Below are 15,905 nucleotides of genomic sequence, written 5' to 3'. Positions count from 1 at the left end.
CGAAAGGGCCGGTCACGCTACATGAGAATCGTCAGGAAATACCGATACGTCAAGGCGATGGGCGTTTCAGTAGAACTTGGCCTCGCCGCGCGGCCGGGTCTTGAAGCGGCGGTGCAGCCACAGATACTGCTCGGGATGACGACGGATCGCCGCCTCGATCACCGCGTTGATGCGCGTGGCGTCGGCGACCTCGTCGCCACTGGGAAAGTCTTCCAGCGCCGGCAGGTATTCCAGGGTGTAGGTGCGATCGTCCGGATTGCGGTGGAAAATCAGCGGCATCACCGGGGCGCCGGTCATCCGCGCGATCTTGGCGGTGAGCTTGATGGTCGCCGCCTCGACGCCGAAGAACGGCGCGAAGACGCTGGCCTCGCGGCCGAAGTCCTGATCCGGCGAATACCACACCGCGTGGCCGGCCTTGATGCGTCGCACCACGCCACGCAGGTCGCGACGATCGATGGCGCGACCGAAGATGTGCGAACGCGCCCGGGTCATGAAGCGCTCGAAGAGCGGGTTGTCGTGGGGGCGATAGACCACGTCGGCCGGGAAATACAGCGAATGCAGCGCCCCGCCGAGATCGAGCGTCGAGAAGTGGATACCGATGATCAGCGCGCCCTTGCCACGGGCCAGCGCCTGGTGCATGTGCTCCTCGCCGCGAAAGGTGACCCGGTGACGCAGATGCTCGGGATCGCGACACCAGCCGGTGGCCGTCTCGAGGATGCCGATGCCGTTGGCGAGGAAGGTGCGCTTGACCAGCCGGTCGCGCTCGGCCTCGCTCAGTTCGGGAAAGCACAGCCGCAGATTGATCTCGGTGATCTGTCGGCGCCGCTTGCCGAAGCGCCAGGCCAGCCAGCCGATCGTCCGCCCCACCACGAGCTTGAGCCGCCACGGCAGCCAGGCGCCGAGACGCATCAGGCCGATGGCCAGCCAGGTGGGCCAGTAACGCGGGTGGGCGAACGACGGCGGTGACGTGGAATCGGTCATGGAAACGCGGATGTCCTGCTGGAAAAAGGCCTAGTTTACCCATCGAGACGAAAGGCGTCAGCGCAGCGGGATGGCGTCGGGAACAAGTTCCCTCCCGCCAGGTTGGCTGGCTACTGTGGGAGCGAACTCGTTCGCGATGAACCAGCCCCACGGCCCCGCTGACGGGGCCAGCCACTCCCGCCGCGCTGGGCTTTCATACTGCTCGATAGTGGCGCGGCACGCGCGGCAGGATGCCGGTCAGCAGCGTGTAGCTGATGGTGTCGCAGTGGGTGGCGACCTCGTCCACCGACAGCACCTCGCCGCCGTCGTCGCGGCCCCACAATACCACCCGGCTACCGATGCCCGCCTCGGGCAGGTCGGTGAGATCGACGGTCGCCATGTCCATCGATACCTTGCCGGCCAGGCCGCAGCGCTGCCCGTCGACCAGTACCGGCGTGCCGTCGGCGGCATGACGGTCGTAACCGTCGCCGTAGCCCACCGCGATCACGCCGATCCTCGAGCGCCGCGGCGCGACCCAGCGCCCTCCATAGCCGACCGGTTCGCCGCGTTCGATCTCGCGCACGGCAATGATCTGCGAGCGCAGGGTCATCACCGGCTGCAGCTCCCGGGCGGCGTCGTTGTCGCCCTCGAGCGGATTGCTGCCGTAGAGCATCACCCCGGGCCGGTTCCAGGCGCCATGCGCCCGGGGCCAGGCCAGCGTGGCGGGGGAGTTGGCCAGGCAGGTCGGCGCGCCGAGCCGCTCGGCCAGGCCGTCGACGTCCCGCATCTGGCGGGCGAAATAGTCGGGGTCGAGGGCATCGGCGGTGGCAAAATGGGTCATCAGATGCAGGTCGGTGACGTGCGCCGGCGCGGCAGCCAGGCGTTCCCAGACCGCCGCAGCGCGTTCGGGCGCAAAGCCCAACCGATGCATGCCCGTATCCACCTTGAGCCAGGTGGGGATGGGGCGACGCGGGCGATGAGCGAGCAGCGCCTCGACCTGCCAGTCGCTGTGCACCGCGGTCCACAGGCCCAGCGCGTCGACGCGCGCCAGCTCGTCGGCGCTGAAGATCCCCTCGAGCAGCACGATCGGCGTGGCGATTCCCGCCTCGCGCAGCCGCTCGGCCTCCTCGAGGCAGGCCACGGCGAAGGCCGGCGCCAGACCCTCGAGCGCTTGCGCGCAGGCAACCGCGCCGTGCCCGTAGGCATCGGCCTTAATCACGGCGAGCGCCCGGCTCGCCGGGGCGAGATCCCGGGCCAGACGATAGTTGTGGCGCAACGCCTCGAGATCGATGACGGCTTCCAGCGGCCGGGCCATGGTCGGTGACTCCCTGAATGAAAAGCCCATTATTGGCAAAACGCCCGGCGATTTCACCCAAGGAACCACCAAAAAGGCGCGCAAAACCAGCAATACCCACTGGTTTCACACGCCTTGGCGGTACGTCTTCCGGAATGCCGGCGGGAAACGCCGTTATTGCTCGGAGGGCGGCACCGGCGGCTCGCCGATATCCATCATGGCGTCGTCACTGCCCGCCCCTTCGGGGAGGTTGAGGCGCACGGTCTGGTCGGCCTTGAGCCAGTCGTTGAGCGTGCGCAGCGCGCCGATGTCGAGGATCCCCGATTCGCGACGCAGCGCGAGCAGGTCGGTGACGTAGGTGTAGCGCGATTCGGCGTAGCTGGCCTGGGCGTCGTAGAGGTTCTGCTCGGCCTGCAGCACGTCGACGATGTTGCGCGTGCCCACCTCGTAACCGGAGCGGGTCGCCTCGAGAGCACTGCGGTTGGAGACGATCGCCTGACGCTGGGCCTCGACGCTCTGCACGTCGTTAACCACCTGGGTATAGAGCGAACGCACCTGCTGGGTGGTCTGACGGCGTTGCGACTCGAAGTCGTACTGGGCGGCCTCGAGCTGATAGCTGTTGCTGCGGACCTGGGCGCTGGTGCTGCCACCGTGGAAGATCGGCAGGTTGGCGCGCAGGCCGATTTCCGCCCCGGAATTGTGGCCCTCGAGGTAATCGACGTCGTTGTCCGAGTAGTTGTAGTCGGCATAGGCGCCGAGGGTCGGCAGGTGCCCGGAGCGGGCGATGTCGACGCTGTCCTGGGCGATGTCGATGCCCTCGCGGGTCGCCAGCAGAGTGGGGTTGTTCTCCATGGCCAGCGAGACCCAGGCGTTACGGTTGCCGGGCTCGGGCGATTCGATGGGCAGATCGTCGGACAGCCCTTCGATGGAGTCGTAGCGCTTGCCGGTGAGGCGCTCGAGGGCCTCGAAGCTGACCTGCAGGTCGCTCTCGGCGGCGATGCGCTGGGCACGGGCCAGGTCAAAGGACGCCTGCGCCTCGTGGACGTCGGTGATCGCGATCAGGCCTACCTGGAACTGCTCCTTGGCCTGCTCGAGCTGGCGGCCGATGGCCTTTTCCTGGGCGACTCGCGCGGCGAGGATGTCACGCGCCTGGAGGATCTGGAAATAGGCGTTGGCGACGTCGTAGAGCGTCTGCTGCCGGGTCTGTTCCAGCGTCAGTGCCTGCTGGTCGATCTGGTTCTCGCTGCGCTTGAGCTGATACCAGTTGGTGGCGTCGAACAAGGCCTGGGTCGCCTCGACACCGATGCTCGCCGAGTTGTAGTCGTCGTCGCTGATCCCGCCAGCGGCGCCGCCACCACCACCCGCGGCACTCGACTGACTCTCGAAGGTTCGATGGTTGGCGGCGGTGGCGGTGGCGTCGATCTGCGGCAGCAGGTCGCCACGCTCGACGTTGCGGGCTTCCTCGACGCTCTGGTAGGTGGCGCGGGAGGACGCCAGATCGGCGTTGTTGTCGAGGGCGTCGCGGGCGATCGACCACAGATCGGCGGCCTGGGCCTGGGAGGACAGCGCGGCGGCCACCAGCAACGGCAGGAGGCGCAAACGAGCGCCCGGTACGCGGCGGGCACCCGCCAGGATAGCGTTTCGAGACGACATCGAATTTTCCTTTCTACGGGCAAGCAGGGATGCAGGCATTATACATACGATGCCGCATGTTAGCTTGCGAATCAAATGCAAAACCGAGTATAGGCCCCAACGACGAACGCGGGCGCTCGGCCCGCGTTGTGCGCTGTCTAAAAGATACCCGCGCCTGGCGCGCGGGTACGACCTCGCGGAAGCCGTCTCACTCGAATATGGCGTCCAGCGAGAGGCCCTGCTTCTCGAGCACGCGCCGCAGCTTCTTCAGCGCCTCGACCTGGATCTGACGCACCCGCTCCCGGGTCAGACCGATCTCCTCGCCGACCTCCTCCAGGGTCGCCGCCTCGTGCCCGCGCAGCCCGAAGCGGCGGATCACCACTTCCATCTGCTTGTCGGTCAACTCGGCCAGCCAGTCGTCGACGTGCTGCTTGACGTCGACATCCACCAGCGAGGACTCGGGACCGCTTTCATTCTCGTCGGCCAGGGTCTCGATCAGCGGCTTGTCGCTCTCGCCGCCCAGCGGATAGTCGACCGAGGAGATACGTTCGTTGAGCCCCAGCATCTTTTTGACCGTGTTCACCGGCTTGTCGAGGAATTCGGCGATCTCCTCGGCGGTCGCCTCGTGATCGAGCTTCTGGGTCAACTCCCGTGCCGCGCGCAGGTAGATGTTGAGTTCCTTGACCACGTGGATCGGCAAGCGGATGGTGCGCGTCTGGTTCATCAGCGCCCGCTCGATGGTCTGGCGAATCCACCAGGTCGCGTAGGTGGAGAAACGGAACCCACGCTCGGGATCGAACTTCTCGACCGCCCGGATCAGGCCGAGATTGCCCTCCTCGATCAAATCCAGCAGCGACAGGCCGCGATTCAGATAGCGCCGGGCGATCTTGACCACCAGTCGCAGGTTGGACTCGATCATTCGCTGGCGTCCGGCCGGATCGCCCTTCTGGGCGAGACGCCCGAAATGGACTTCCTCTTCCGGCGTCAGCAGGGGGGAGAACCCGATCTCGTTGAGATAGATCTGGGTAGCATCCAGACTCTGGTGGTAGTTGTTCTCCTCGCGGTTCAGCGCCTTTTCGAAGGCTTCCTCTTCCTTGGTATCCGCCGAATCGTCAATGACCTCGACACCGTCGTCGGTCTCATTGAGATCCACATCCTGAAGGTCCCGTTCAAGCATGCTCATATCGCTACCCCGTTAGTCTGCTGCTCGAAAATGCAGCCGTTGACCGGCTCGTAGTTATTGTTATCGACCTGTCTGGGGCGACCGAACGCGTCGGTCGTCCGTCCCTGAATATCGGCGAGTCGTCAGCTCCCGCACACGTCATCCACCAACCGCCGAGACGTGGCACGGCGGAAACGCGACTCCCCTAGCGATCGGCCCCTCGAAGGGCGGCTCCGAGGCGTCAGCCCGGAAGCCGCTCTCATCAGCGCGATGGCAGGTAATCGAGGGGGTCCTGAGGTTGGCCATCCTTGCGAACCTCGAAATGCAATTTGACGCTGTCGGCATCGGAATTGCCCATCGTGGCAATCACTTCTCCGGCCTTGACCACATCGTTTTCCTTGACTCTCAGGCTGTCGTTGTGGGCGTAGGCACTGAGGAAGTGATCGTTGTGCTTGAGGAGGATGAGATTGCCGTAGCCGCGGACGCCGTCTCCGGCGTAGACCACGATCCCGGGCCCGGCCGCCCTGACAGGTTGCCCCTTTTGTCCGGCGATATCAATGCCGGCCGTGAGGTTAGATTCATCACTAAAACGTCCAACGACCTTGCCATCCACCGGCCACTGCCAGGGGATGTCGGACACCGGCTTGTACGTGCGCTGCGACTGCGTCGGCGCGCTCGCCCCGCCGGCCACCGCGGTACCGGCATCGGTCGATCGAGTGTTCGAACCGGTCTTGTCGGCATCCCCCGCCTGGGGCGCATTGTCGCTCGGCGTCGATGACGAAACCGTGTCAGTCGGGGCGGTTTCCTGGGCCGGCTGCGCCGCCGATGACTGGCCCCGGGGTTCTTCCGCCGCGCCGGCCTCTTGCCCGGCCTGGGTCTTGGCCCGCTGTTCGGCGAGCGCCTTGGATTCGGCGCGATCGTGCGCACTGAGCGAGCCGTCGGCGCCCGGGCTGCCGTAATTGTAGATCGGGCCCGGGCCTTCGCTGCCGCCGGCGGTCGCGGCCGCCGCCAGCGACTGGCCGCTGGGCGTACCGGCGTCCCCCGGCTGATCGCCGGTCAGGCGCTGGTTGCGCTGGATCGTCTGATTGTCCGGCACCAGCCAGTCGGGATTCTGCGTCCCCGCCGTGGCGGCGCCATCCTCGGTCGTGGCCACGGCGGCCTGGTTACCCATGGCGCTGGCCTTCGTGCCGGCGGCCTGGCGGACATCCGCATCGGGGTCGAGCCGCAGGGTCTCGCCGGGCTGGATGCGATACGGCGGGGTGATGCCGTTGAGGCGCGCCAGCTCGCGAAAGTCCATGTTGTTGCGCCAGGCGATACCGTAGAGGGTATCGCCCTTTTCCACGGTGACCGTCTGGGGCGGGTTCTGGTTGCGGCTGATGGACAGATCGTTGACCTGGGGCGCCCCGCCGGAGGAGGCGCACCCCGCCACTGCCAGCGACAGCGCGGAAATCAGAAAGACCTTGCGCATGTTCATTGCTCCTTGAAAGAGGTCGTGGAACGCTCGCTGACGACCAGCACCAGCACCAGGCCCACGGCCATCAGCGCCATCACGGCCCAGATCTGCGCGGGCTGGCCGGTCAATGCGGTGTAGTCGCCGGGCAGCAGATAGCGATAGTCGAGGGGGATCACCTGCTGATCGGGCCCCAACTGATAGCGGGTCATCTCCCGCCAGGGCCAGAGTTGCGGCAACGAGCCGACGATGAAGCCGATCAACAGTTGCAGGGTCGCGCCGTGATAGTGGCGAAACAGCCAGGACAGCACCCGCGAGAAGGTCATCAGCCCGAACAGACAGCCGATGCCGAACTGGGCGATCAATGCCAGGTCCAGCCCCTTGATGCCCTCCATCACGGTGCCGTAGAGGCCCATGGTCAGCAGCAGGAAACTGCCCGAGACGCCGGGCAGCAGCATGGCGCTGATCGCGATCGCCCCGGCCACCGTCAGCTTGAGCCCGCCCAGCCCCGCCAGCGCCGGCATCAGTCCGGGCAGCCATTGGGCGAGCAGCATGCCGGCGGCCAGCGGCAGTACGTGCCAGAGCCGCCAGCCGCTGATGTGGCGCATCACCACCACGGCCGAGGCGACCACCAGCCCGAAGAAGAAGGCGTTGAGCAGCATCGGGTAGGCCGCCAGCAGGTAGGTGACCAGATGCGCGACGCTGACCAGACTGGCGGCGATCCCCGCGAGCAGCGGCAGCAGAAAGCTCAGATTGAGGTGGATCGCCAGCCCCCGCCAGCCGCCATCGCGCCAGGCGCCCCAGGCGTCGGGGCCGAAGCGGCGAATGGAGTGGATCAATTCCTCGTAAATGCCGGTGACGAAGGCGATGGTGCCTCCGGAAACGCCCGGCACGGCGTCGGCGGCGCCCATGCCCGCGCCCTTGAAGAACAGCGACAGCCCTCGCTTCAACGATCGACTCCTTTCACCGATATGATTCCTTTCATCGAATGACGCCCTCGAGCAATGGCACGAAACGCACGCGCTCGAGGCGTTGATGATCGTACCCGTCGCCACGCCGCACGACCCGCGTCAGCCACTGGTTGCCGTCGGCGTCCTCGAGCGGGGCGATCAGGGTTCCCGAATCGCTCAATTGCGACAACAGCGCGACGGGAAGTTCACTGGCACAAGCGGTCAGCAGGATGGTGTCGAAGGGCGCCGCCTCGGGCCAGCCGTGAGCGCCGTCGGTCAGTCGCAGGCGCACGTTGCGCACCCCGAGCCGGGCCAGTCGCATGCGCGCCCGGTTCTGCAGGATCCGGATCCGCTCCAGCGACCACACCGCCTCGACCAGCCGCGACAGGACCAGCGTCTGGTAGCCGGAGCCGGTGCCGATCTCCAGCACCCGACGTGCCCCGCTGGCCACCACCAGCTCGCTCATCCGCGCGACCATCCACGGCTGCGACAGGGTCTGACCGTGGCCGATGGGCAGCGAGGTGTCTTCGTAGGCACGATGCGCCAGCGCCTCGTCGAGGAACAGATGGCGCGGTTCGCGGGCCATCACGTCGAGCACCCGGGCGTCGGTGATGCCCGCCTCGGCCAGCCGACCCGCCATGCGGTCGCGGGTGCGCTGCGAGGTCATGCCGATGCCGCTCAGTTCATGCGAGTCGTGACAGCGCATCCAGCCAGCCTTGTACATCGTTCAGCGCCGTGTGGCGAGTCAGGTCGGTGTGCAGCGGGGTGATCGAGACGTAACCCGCCTCGACCGCGGCGAAATCGGTGTCCGGCCCGTCGTCGGCGTTCTCGCCGACCGGGGCGATCCAGTAGCGCACGCGCCCGCGCGGATCCCTGACCTCCAGCGGGCGCTGCGCCGGACCGCGATAGCCCATGCGGGTGACCCGGAAGCCGCGGATCGATTCCCAGGGCAGGTCGGGCACGTTGACGTTGAGCAGGCTGCGCGGCGGCAGGGACAGCGAGTCCGCCGCGCCCACCAGGCTGGCGGCGACGCGCCCGGCGGTCTCGAAGTGGTGGGTGCCGACCAGCGACACGGCGATGGCCGGCATGCCCAGGTTGCGCCCTTCCATGGCGGCGGCCACGGTCCCCGAATAGAGCACGTCGTCGCCCAGGTTGCCGCCGTGGTTGATGCCCGAGATCACCAGGTCGGGCTTCTCGTCCCAGACCCCGTTGACGCCCAGATAGACGCAGTCCGCCGGGGTGCCGTCGACGCTGTAAAAGCCGTTGTCGAGGGCGGTCAGCGCCAGCGGGCGCGACAGCGTCAGCGAGTTGCTGGCACCGCTCTTGTCGCGGTCGGGGGCCACCACGCGCAGCCGGGCGTGGACGCTGAGCGCCTGGTAGAGCGCGGCGAGCCCCGGCGCGTGCACGCCGTCGTCGTTGGAGAGCAGCAGTTTGCGCATCGTTCCTCCTGGTTGGTCGAGACTCGTCCATCCGCGGCCGGGGTAGCCGCAACCCGGCTCCCGGGGCCGTCGAAAGCGCCTAGAGCGTCGGGTGAGCGATCAGCTCACGCAGCACCGCGGTGGCAAAGGCCCCGCGCGGCAGCGCGAAGCCCAGCACCACGCCATCATCCACTACCTCCAGCGATGCCTCGGTGGGCGCCACCCGCAACGCCCGTCGCGCCAGGCGCACGCCGCTGCGCGTCAGCGCCGCACAGAGCCCCGGGTGCGTTTCGACCAGCCAGCGCTCGTAGGCCGCCGCGTCATCCGCCGCGACGCTCCGGCCCTCGCCCCACAGCACCCCGGTGGGATGGACGTCGAGTCGCGCGATCCGCGAACGCAGCGGGTCGTCCACCGTGTCGGCGACGAACTGGCTGCGCGTGCCGTCGAGCATCATCACGTCGCCCGGCACGGCCCGGGGCCAGTCGCCCTGCCGCAGGCGCCTGGCCAGCAGCTCGTTGAACAGGTAGCTGCGTGCGCAGGACAACAGCACGCCCTGACGGTCGTCGCGCTTGCGCCAGCCCCTGGCGAGTATGCCACACGCCCGGAACAGATTGCGGCCCTCGGGGCCGAAGCGCTGGGGGCCGAAATAGTTGGGTACGCCCTCGCGGCACAGCACCGCCCAGCGCTCGGCCAACCCCGGGTGATCGACGACCGCCCCGCCGATGCGCAGGCGAAAGCGGTTGCCGCGATGCACGCCGCGCTTGAGCTTGCGCGGATGGCGCGAGATCGCCAGCACACGCGCCGGCGTGTCGCCCAGACGGGTCTCGAGATCGGCGGGCGCCTCGCGCCCCGGCAGGTGGACCGACAGCCACTGGCGGGTGACGGCGAGGCGATCCTTCATGCCGGCATAGCCGATGTCCCGCGGCGATACGTCACAGGCGCGGGCCAGCCGCCGCGCCAGCTCGACGGTGGTCAGGTCGCGCTTCTCCACCCACAGCCACAGGTGCTCGCCCTGCCCTTCCGGCTCGAAACCCAGGCACTCCTCGACGAGAAAGTCCTCGGCCGCGGCGCGGTAGTCGCCCGGGGCCAGCGGCGCGCCGTGGGCGCGGGGCCAGTCGGGGGGCCAGGCCGGCGTGGCGATGGCGGGCGCTTCAGTCATGCGCCGATTCCCGCTCGAGCAATACCACCGCTTCGGCGGCGATGCCCTCGCCACGTCCGGTAAAGCCCAGTCGCTCGGTAGTGGTGGCCTTGACGTTGACCGCGTCGCGCGTCACGCCCAGATCGCCGGCGATGGTCTCGCGCATCGCCGCGATGTGCCCGGCGAGCCTGGGCGCCTGGGCGATCACCGTGGCATCGACGTTGCCCACCCGATAGCCGGCGGCCGCGACGTGGCCGAGCACGTCGCGCAGCAGCTCGCGACTGTCGGCGCCGGCCCAGCGTGGGTCGTCGTCCGGAAAGTGGTGGCCGATGTCGCCGAGCGCGCAGGCCCCGAGCAACGCATCGCACAGCGCGTGCAGCAGCACGTCGCCGTCGGAATGGGCGACGAATCCCTGCGCGTGGGGGATGCGCACGCCGCCGATCATCAGATGGTCGCCGTCGCCGAAGCGGTGCACGTCGAAGCCATGGCCGATTCGCATCATGCGGGGGTCTCTCCGAGAGTCCGTGAGGCCTCGTCATCCTGGGCGGCGAGAATCAGCGCCGCCAGGCCGAGGTCTTCGGGATGGGTGATCTTGAGATTGTCGCGCCGTCCGGCGACCAGTCGCGGCGAGAGGCCCAGTGCCTCGACGGCCGAGGACTCGTCGGTGACCGCCAGACCCTCGCGGCGGGCATGCGCCAAGGCGCGCTGCAGCAGGCCGAAGCGGAAGCCCTGCGGGGTCAGTGCGTGCCACAGGCCCTCGCGGGGCTCGGTGGCGGCGACGCGCCCGACGCCATCGGCACGCTTCATGGTGTCGGCCACCGGCGCCGCCAGCAGCGCGCCCACCGGCTCGTCGACGAGCGCCTCGCGCAGCCGCGTCAGGTCGTCGGGATGGACACAGGGACGGGCGACGTCGTGGACCAGCACCAGGTCCTCGGCATCGGCCTCGTCGGCGATCGCCGCCAGCGCCCGGGAGACGGTATCGGCGCGCTCGGCACCACCGTCCACCCGCCGCCAGCCGGCGAAGGGCACCGTCGCCGCGTCGACGCGCTTGTCGTCGCTGTCCAGGCAGAGCAGCAGGCGGGCCTCGGGAAAGGCCGCGTGCAGCCGTGACAGGGTCCGGGCCATGATCGTGCGCCCGCCCAGGGTGAGATACTGCTTGGGACACGCGCCCCCCATGCGCCGGCCGCGACCGGCCGCCGGTACCACCAGCCAGAGACGCTCGCTCATGGCGCGCTCTCCGTATCCGGCTCGGGCTGGCGCTCACCCGAGGGGGCGTCGCCGTCGGGCACCGCGACGCCGGGCACCCAGAAGAACTGCTCGTCCCGGCGGACCATGCCGATGTCGCTGCGCGCGCGCTCCTCGATCGCATCCAGACCGTTCTTGAGATCGACGACCTCGGCGGCCAGGCGCTGGTTGCGCGCCCGCAGGGTCTGATTCTGATCGGCCATGGCGTCGGCGCGCGAGCGGATGTGGGCGAGTTCGCCCACCCCGCCCTCACCCAGCCACAGGCTGTACTGCAGCAGGCCGAGCAGCGCGACCAGGACCACGGCGAGCCACTTGAGCATCGGGGGACATCCCTTCCAGTCGAGGCGAAGGAGCGCATTATGCCATCATGACAGCCGACTTGCCGACGGCCGTCGTGCCGTGGCGAAAATCGTCATGACAAGGAGTCTGCCATGTACAAGCTCGCCTTCTTCGTGCCCCTCCGCGACGCCGAGCCGGTCAAGGAAGCGGTCTTCGCCACCGGCGCCGGACGTATCGGCGACTACGAGGCCTGCTGCTTCCAGACCCGTGGCCTCGGCCAGTTCCGCCCGCTGGCGGGCGCCGACCCGCACATCGGCCGGGTCGGCGATCTCGAGCGTGTCCTGGAACTCAAGGTGGAGCTGGTCTGCGCCGACGCGCTGATCCGCGACGCGGTGGCCGCGCTCAAGGCCGCGCACCCCTACGAGGAGCCGGCCTACGAGGTCTGGAAGCTGGAGGATTTGTAGTCTGCCGTGGGAAGGAATTCATTCCCGATAGCGGTGGGCTGGATGGCGAATTCGTCGCGAACGAGTTCGCTCCCACCCGTTACCGCCACCCTAGGAGGGGGCATTGCCGTGGCGATCAGGCACTGCCGAAGTAGCGTTCCCGATCCTCCGGGCCGATGTCGCTGATGTGCAGCGGAAACACCCCGTGGCGGCGATCGCTGAAATAGTGGCGCAGGGTGCGCTCGATGGTCGGAAAGGCCAGTTCGTCCCAGGGGATCTGGTCTTCATCGAACATCGCCACCTCGAGGCTCTCGGGGCCGGCGGCAAAGTCTCCCGTCAGGTCGGCGCGGAAGATCATGTAGACCTGATCGATGTGCGGCAGGTTGATCAGCGTATAGAGGTCATGGATCCTGACCTCGGCGCGGGCCTCCTCGAGGGTCTCCCGGGCGGCGGCCTCGAGGGTGGTCTCGGCGTTCTCCATGAAGCCCGCCGGCAGGGTCCAGTAGCCGTAGCGTGGCGCGATGGCACGCCGGCAGAGCAGCACCTGGCCGTCGCGGATCGGCAGGGTGCCGGCAACGATACGCGGGTTCTGGTAGTGGATGCTGCCGCAGGCGTCGCATAGATAGCGCGGTCGGTCGTCGCCTTCGGGAATCGCGAAGCGGACGGGCGCACCGCAATGACTGCAGAAGTTCATCGGCACCTCGGGCGGCAGACGAAGGCATTGACGCCCTCGCGATGGCTGGGTAATAAAAGGAACGAAACCCGCGAGATGTCCATGTTAGAGAAACTTCACGAGCGCCTGCAAGCGCACACGCCGCGCAAGACCGGCCTCGCCCTGCCCCAGGCCGCGGTGCTGATCCCCATCGTCGAACGCCCGGCGCCGACGCTGCTGTTCACGCGCCGGGCGGGACATCTCAAGCAGCACGCCGGCCAGGTCGCCTTCCCGGGGGGCAAGCGCGAACCCCAGGATCCGGACCTGCTGACCACGGCCCTGCGCGAGGCCCGCGAGGAGATCGCGCTGCCGCCCGACCGGGTACGCCTGCTGGGGCGGTTGAGCGATGTCATTTCGCTGCACGGCATTCGCGTCACCCCCTTCGTCGGCGTGATCCCGCCCGACCTGCCGCTGCGCCCCCAGCTCGGCGAGCTCGACACCATCTTCGAGGTGCCGCTGACGCTGTTCCTCGAGGACCGGCGCAGCCATACCGACGTGATCACCGTCGGTGAACACAGGCGCTACGTGCCCAGTTACCAGGCCCAGGGGCACGTGATCTGGGGGCTGTCGGCGATGATGCTGGTGGAACTGCTCGCCGAGGGCTTCGGTCGGCCGGTGAGTCTGGATAGCGCCCCACCCGGCGGCGAGCTACGCTATCGCCCGGAGCGGGCCAGACCGGTGCCCGACGTCGATCTTTGACCTCCGGCCTGACCGTGCCATTTCCTGTCTGCGAGAGACCTTGCCGATGCCGTCTTCCGACGCCTCCCCCGCCTCGCGGGTCACGCTCGACGCCCACGCGCTGAACCGGCTCGTCGATGGCCTGGTGGAAACCGGCTACTTCGTGGGCAGCGACATCGTCGACGCCGGCCTGTGTCGGGCCCTGCACGACGAGATCCGTACTCTCGCCGCGGCGGACGCCCTGCACGCCGCCGGCATCGGGCGCGGCGATCAGCACCGCCTGCGCCGCGACATCCGCGGCGACGCCATTCACTGGCTGACCCGCGAGAGCCAGGCCCAGCGCGACTATCTGCAACTGATGGCCGAACTGCAGCGCCAGATCAACCGCGCGCTGTACCTGGGGCTGTTCGAGTTCGAGGCCCACTTCGCCCACTACCCGCCGGGCAGCTTCTACCGTACCCATCTCGACAGCTTCCAGGGCCGCGCCAACCGGGTGGTCTCCACGGTGCTCTACCTGACCCCCGACTGGCCCGCCGACGGGGGCGGCGAGATGGCGATCTACGCCACCGACGACGCGACCCGCGAACTCACCCGGGTGCGCCCCGAGGCGGGGACCTTCGTGTGCTTTCTCTCCGACCGGGTACCGCATGCCGTGCTGCCCACCCGGCACCCGCGCGCCAGCATCGCCGGCTGGTTCCGGCGCAACGCCTCGCTGGGCGGCACCATCGACCCGGCGCGCTGACCCGCAGGCATCCAGCCGGCCGGGCCCCGGCTCAGAAGTCGGGCTTGCGCTTCTCGACGAAGGCGCTCATGCCCTCCTTCTGCTCGTCGCCGGCGAAGCCCAGCGCGAACAGGCTGGTCTCCAGCGCCAGGGCGTTGTCGAGCCCCTGGCCCTGACCGTCGTGGATCGCCTGCTTGGCGGCGCGCACCGCCTGCGGCCCGTTACCGGCCAACTGACCGGCCAACTCCTCGGCCAGCGAGTCCAGTTCGCCCTGGGGCACCACGCGATTGACCAGGCCGATGCGCAGCGCCTCGGCGGCGTCGATCTTGCGCCCGGTGGTGATCAGGTCAAGCGCCATCGCCGGCCCCACGCGTCGCGGCAGGCGCTGGGTGCCGCCGAAGCCGGGGATCACCCCCAGCCCCACCTCGGGCTGGCCGAAGATCGCATTGTCGCTGGCCACCGCCCAGTCGCAGGCCAGCGCCAGCTCGCAACCGCCCCCCAGGCAGAAGCCGTTGACCAGCGCCACCACCGGCACCGGCAGCCGTTCCAGGCGCTTGACGGTGGCCAGCGCCTGGGTGGCGAAGCGGCGCGCCTGCTCGGGGGTCTTGTCGCGCATCTCGGCGATGTCGGCGCCGGCGACGAAGGCCTTGTCGCCGGCGCCGGTGATCAGCACGGCGCGCAGGTCGCGGCGCGTCTCGAGTTCCGCCAGGGTCGCATCCAGCTCGCCGATCAACTCGCTGTTCAAGGCGTTGAGCGCCTTGGGCCGGTTCAGGGTCAGCCGGATCACTCCGGCCTGCTCGTCGAGTCGTACCAATGCCTCGCTCATCACACACCTCCGTGAGTCGGGAACAGGGTTCAGGAATAGCCATGGAAGCCGCGTCCGCTCTTGCGGCCCAGGTGGCCGGCATCGACCATCCGCCGCAACAGCGGGCAGGGGCGGTACTTGGGATCGCCGAAGCCGTCGTGCAGCACTTCCATGATCTCCAGGCAGACGTCGAGTCCGATCAGGTCGGCCAGCGCCAGCGGCCCCATGGGATGCGCGGCGCCCAGTTGCATCGCCTGGTCGATATCGTCGACAGCGGCGACGTTCTCCTGCACCAGGAAGGCCGCCTCGTTGATCATCGGCACCAGCAGGCGGTTGACGGCGAATCCCGGCGAATCGGCGATCGCCACCGGCGTCTTGCCCAGTTCGCGGGCCAGCGCCTCGACCGCCGCCACGGTGTCGTCCGCGGTCTGCTCGGCACGGATCACCTCGACCAGCTTGAGTACCGGCACCGGGTTGAAGAAGTGCATGCCCACCACGCGCTCGGGGCGCCGGCAGACGGCGGCGAGGCGGGTCAGCGACAGCGAGGAGGTATTCGAGGCCAGGACGATGTCGTCGCCCAGTTTGGCCAGGTCGCGGAACAGCGCCGTCTTGAGTTCCTCGCGCTCGGGCGCCGCCTCGATGATCGCCCGGCACTCGCTCAGCAGCGAGAGCTGGGTGACGGTATTCAGCCGCGCCAGGGCGGCCTCGCGCGTCTCGGTGTCGAGCCGCCCCTTGTCGACGAGCTTGTCCAGTCCCTTGGTGATCGCCGCCTCGGCGCGCTCGAGCGCCGCCTCGGCGACATCGTAAAGCATCACCTCGCGACCGCCGGCGAGCAGCACCTGGGCGATGCCCTGGCCCATGGTGCCGGCGCCGACGACCCCGATCCGTCCCTTGTCCATCGCTTCGCTCTCCGATTGAGAAAACACTGGCGACTGACGACATGGATGCAACACCCGCTATCCACGTGTCGCCTCTCGGCCTTAACCATGACCGAAAAGCCGCCGTTCGGCCAACCCGG

The 15,905-nt window shown here is 68.4% G+C and carries 18 protein-coding genes; 3 read left to right on the top strand and 15 right to left on the bottom strand.

What is annotated here, in order from left to right:
- Nucleotides 1-66 precede the first annotated feature (66 nt).
- The 12 genes from lpxL to ftsB form a co-directional block, all read right to left on the bottom strand.
- Nucleotides 67-981 (bottom strand): LpxL/LpxP family Kdo(2)-lipid IV(A) lauroyl/palmitoleoyl acyltransferase, encoded by a 915-nt coding sequence (lpxL, locus tag KGR00_RS03060; protein ID WP_224417705.1) that lies wholly within the window; start codon nucleotides 979-981, stop codon nucleotides 67-69.
- 193 nt (nucleotides 982-1,174) lie between these two features.
- Nucleotides 1,175-2,275: an alanine racemase gene (gene alr / locus KGR00_RS03055; RefSeq protein WP_129139120.1), complete on the bottom strand. Its 1,101-nt coding sequence runs from the start codon at nucleotides 2,273-2,275 to the stop codon at nucleotides 1,175-1,177.
- Between the two features lie 153 nt (nucleotides 2,276-2,428).
- Nucleotides 2,429-3,907, bottom strand: a complete 1,479-nt coding sequence (locus KGR00_RS03050) for a TolC family outer membrane protein (RefSeq protein WP_224417706.1) — start codon at nucleotides 3,905-3,907, stop codon at nucleotides 2,429-2,431.
- A gap of 187 nt (nucleotides 3,908-4,094) precedes the next feature.
- Nucleotides 4,095-5,069, bottom strand: a complete 975-nt coding sequence (gene rpoS / locus KGR00_RS03045; protein ID WP_129139118.1) for an RNA polymerase sigma factor RpoS — start codon at nucleotides 5,067-5,069, stop codon at nucleotides 4,095-4,097.
- Nucleotides 5,070-5,310: 241 nt separating this feature from the next.
- Entirely contained in the window at nucleotides 5,311-6,516 is a 1,206-nt protein-coding gene (locus tag KGR00_RS03040) for a peptidoglycan DD-metalloendopeptidase family protein (protein ID WP_224417707.1), read from the bottom strand.
- A 2-nt stretch (nucleotides 6,517-6,518) separates the two neighbouring features.
- Nucleotides 6,519-7,448 (bottom strand): DUF368 domain-containing protein, encoded by a 930-nt coding sequence (locus KGR00_RS03035; RefSeq protein WP_224417708.1) that lies wholly within the window; start codon nucleotides 7,446-7,448, stop codon nucleotides 6,519-6,521.
- A 31-nt stretch (nucleotides 7,449-7,479) separates the two neighbouring features.
- Complete coding sequence (locus KGR00_RS03030; protein ID WP_224417709.1) at nucleotides 7,480-8,172, bottom strand: protein-L-isoaspartate(D-aspartate) O-methyltransferase; 693 nt, start codon at nucleotides 8,170-8,172, stop codon at nucleotides 7,480-7,482.
- A complete protein-coding gene (surE, locus tag KGR00_RS03025) occupies nucleotides 8,132-8,887 on the bottom strand; it encodes a 5'/3'-nucleotidase SurE (RefSeq protein WP_129139115.1) in 756 nt (251 codons plus the stop codon). Before surE ends, KGR00_RS03030 begins: the two co-directional genes overlap by 41 nt.
- Before the next feature lie 79 nt (nucleotides 8,888-8,966).
- Nucleotides 8,967-10,025 (bottom strand): tRNA pseudouridine(13) synthase TruD, encoded by a 1,059-nt coding sequence (locus KGR00_RS03020; RefSeq protein ID WP_224417710.1) that lies wholly within the window; start codon nucleotides 10,023-10,025, stop codon nucleotides 8,967-8,969.
- Entirely contained in the window at nucleotides 10,018-10,503 is a 486-nt protein-coding gene (gene ispF / locus KGR00_RS03015; RefSeq protein WP_275423112.1) for a 2-C-methyl-D-erythritol 2,4-cyclodiphosphate synthase, read from the bottom strand. Before ispF ends, KGR00_RS03020 begins: the two co-directional genes overlap by 8 nt.
- Nucleotides 10,503-11,231, bottom strand: coding sequence for a 2-C-methyl-D-erythritol 4-phosphate cytidylyltransferase (ispD, locus tag KGR00_RS03010; protein WP_224417712.1), 729 nt, complete (start codon nucleotides 11,229-11,231; stop codon nucleotides 10,503-10,505). The genes ispF and ispD overlap by 1 nt, the downstream gene beginning before the upstream one ends.
- Complete coding sequence (gene ftsB, locus KGR00_RS03005) at nucleotides 11,228-11,569, bottom strand: cell division protein FtsB (RefSeq protein WP_129139112.1); 342 nt, start codon at nucleotides 11,567-11,569, stop codon at nucleotides 11,228-11,230. The genes ispD and ftsB overlap by 4 nt, the downstream gene beginning before the upstream one ends.
- 111 nt (nucleotides 11,570-11,680) lie before the next feature.
- Here ftsB and KGR00_RS03000 point away from each other — a divergent pair, with 111 nt between their 5' ends.
- Nucleotides 11,681-11,992: an NGG1p interacting factor NIF3 gene (locus tag KGR00_RS03000; RefSeq protein ID WP_224417713.1), complete on the top strand. Its 312-nt coding sequence runs from the start codon at nucleotides 11,681-11,683 to the stop codon at nucleotides 11,990-11,992.
- Between the two features lie 115 nt (nucleotides 11,993-12,107).
- Here the strand turns inward: KGR00_RS03000 and KGR00_RS02995 are convergent, their stop codons facing one another.
- Nucleotides 12,108-12,665 (bottom strand): NUDIX hydrolase, encoded by a 558-nt coding sequence (locus KGR00_RS02995; protein WP_129139110.1) that lies wholly within the window; start codon nucleotides 12,663-12,665, stop codon nucleotides 12,108-12,110.
- 81 nt (nucleotides 12,666-12,746) lie between these two features.
- Here KGR00_RS02995 and KGR00_RS02990 point away from each other — a divergent pair, with 81 nt between their 5' ends.
- The gene (locus KGR00_RS02990) at nucleotides 12,747-13,382 is read left to right on the top strand and encodes a CoA pyrophosphatase (protein ID WP_129139109.1); all 636 of its coding nucleotides are present in this window, start codon (nucleotides 12,747-12,749) and stop codon (nucleotides 13,380-13,382) included.
- A 46-nt stretch (nucleotides 13,383-13,428) separates the two neighbouring features.
- Nucleotides 13,429-14,103 carry a 2OG-Fe(II) oxygenase gene (locus tag KGR00_RS02985; RefSeq protein WP_129139108.1) on the top strand — a complete coding sequence of 225 codons (675 nt, stop codon included), beginning with the start codon at nucleotides 13,429-13,431 and terminating at the stop codon, nucleotides 14,101-14,103.
- A 31-nt stretch (nucleotides 14,104-14,134) separates the two neighbouring features.
- Here KGR00_RS02985 and KGR00_RS02980 read toward each other — a convergent pair whose 3' ends face one another.
- Together KGR00_RS02980 and KGR00_RS02975 are read right to left on the bottom strand one after the other, a co-directional pair.
- The gene (locus tag KGR00_RS02980) at nucleotides 14,135-14,908 is read right to left on the bottom strand and encodes an enoyl-CoA hydratase-related protein (RefSeq protein ID WP_129139107.1); all 774 of its coding nucleotides are present in this window, start codon (nucleotides 14,906-14,908) and stop codon (nucleotides 14,135-14,137) included.
- A gap of 29 nt (nucleotides 14,909-14,937) precedes the next feature.
- Nucleotides 14,938-15,786 (bottom strand): 3-hydroxyacyl-CoA dehydrogenase NAD-binding domain-containing protein, encoded by an 849-nt coding sequence (locus KGR00_RS02975; protein ID WP_224417714.1) that lies wholly within the window; start codon nucleotides 15,784-15,786, stop codon nucleotides 14,938-14,940.
- Nucleotides 15,787-15,905 lie beyond the last annotated feature (119 nt).

Source organism: Modicisalibacter sp. MOD 31.J, assembly GCF_020147985.1.
Taxonomy (GTDB): Bacteria; Pseudomonadota; Gammaproteobacteria; order Pseudomonadales; family Halomonadaceae; genus Modicisalibacter; species Modicisalibacter coralii.
The sequence above is the reverse complement of the archived record's forward strand: the minus strand, read 5'-3'. Positions and strand labels throughout refer to the sequence as shown.

Excerpts from the sequence above, each read along its gene's own strand:
- KGR00_RS02975 (WP_224417714.1), bottom strand. The coding sequence starts at position 15,786 with ATGGACAAGGGACGGATCGGGGTCGTCGGCGCCGGCACCATGGGCCAG.
- ispF (WP_275423112.1), bottom strand. The coding sequence starts at position 10,503 with ATGCGAATCGGCCATGGCTTCGACGTGCACCGCTTCGGCGACGGCGAC.
- KGR00_RS03020 (WP_224417710.1), bottom strand. The coding sequence starts at position 10,025 with ATGACTGAAGCGCCCGCCATCGCCACGCCGGCCTGGCCCCCCGACTGG.
- KGR00_RS02980 (WP_129139107.1), bottom strand. The coding sequence starts at position 14,908 with ATGAGCGAGGCATTGGTACGACTCGACGAGCAGGCCGGAGTGATCCGG.
- KGR00_RS02995 (WP_129139110.1), bottom strand. The coding sequence starts at position 12,665 with ATGAACTTCTGCAGTCATTGCGGTGCGCCCGTCCGCTTCGCGATTCCC.
- lpxL (WP_224417705.1), bottom strand. The coding sequence starts at position 981 with ATGACCGATTCCACGTCACCGCCGTCGTTCGCCCACCCGCGTTACTGG.
- ispD (WP_224417712.1), bottom strand. The coding sequence starts at position 11,231 with ATGAGCGAGCGTCTCTGGCTGGTGGTACCGGCGGCCGGTCGCGGCCGG.
- surE (WP_129139115.1), bottom strand. The coding sequence starts at position 8,887 with ATGCGCAAACTGCTGCTCTCCAACGACGACGGCGTGCACGCGCCGGGG.
- KGR00_RS03000 (WP_224417713.1), top strand. The coding sequence starts at position 11,681 with ATGTACAAGCTCGCCTTCTTCGTGCCCCTCCGCGACGCCGAGCCGGTC.
- rpoS (WP_129139118.1), bottom strand. The coding sequence starts at position 5,069 with ATGAGCATGCTTGAACGGGACCTTCAGGATGTGGATCTCAATGAGACC.
- KGR00_RS02990 (WP_129139109.1), top strand. The coding sequence starts at position 12,747 with ATGTTAGAGAAACTTCACGAGCGCCTGCAAGCGCACACGCCGCGCAAG.
- KGR00_RS03050 (WP_224417706.1), bottom strand. The coding sequence starts at position 3,907 with ATGTCGTCTCGAAACGCTATCCTGGCGGGTGCCCGCCGCGTACCGGGC.
- KGR00_RS03030 (WP_224417709.1), bottom strand. The coding sequence starts at position 8,172 with ATGTACAAGGCTGGCTGGATGCGCTGTCACGACTCGCATGAACTGAGC.
- alr (WP_129139120.1), bottom strand. The coding sequence starts at position 2,275 with ATGGCCCGGCCGCTGGAAGCCGTCATCGATCTCGAGGCGTTGCGCCAC.
- ftsB (WP_129139112.1), bottom strand. The coding sequence starts at position 11,569 with ATGCTCAAGTGGCTCGCCGTGGTCCTGGTCGCGCTGCTCGGCCTGCTG.
- KGR00_RS02985 (WP_129139108.1), top strand. The coding sequence starts at position 13,429 with ATGCCGTCTTCCGACGCCTCCCCCGCCTCGCGGGTCACGCTCGACGCC.
- KGR00_RS03040 (WP_224417707.1), bottom strand. The coding sequence starts at position 6,516 with ATGCGCAAGGTCTTTCTGATTTCCGCGCTGTCGCTGGCAGTGGCGGGG.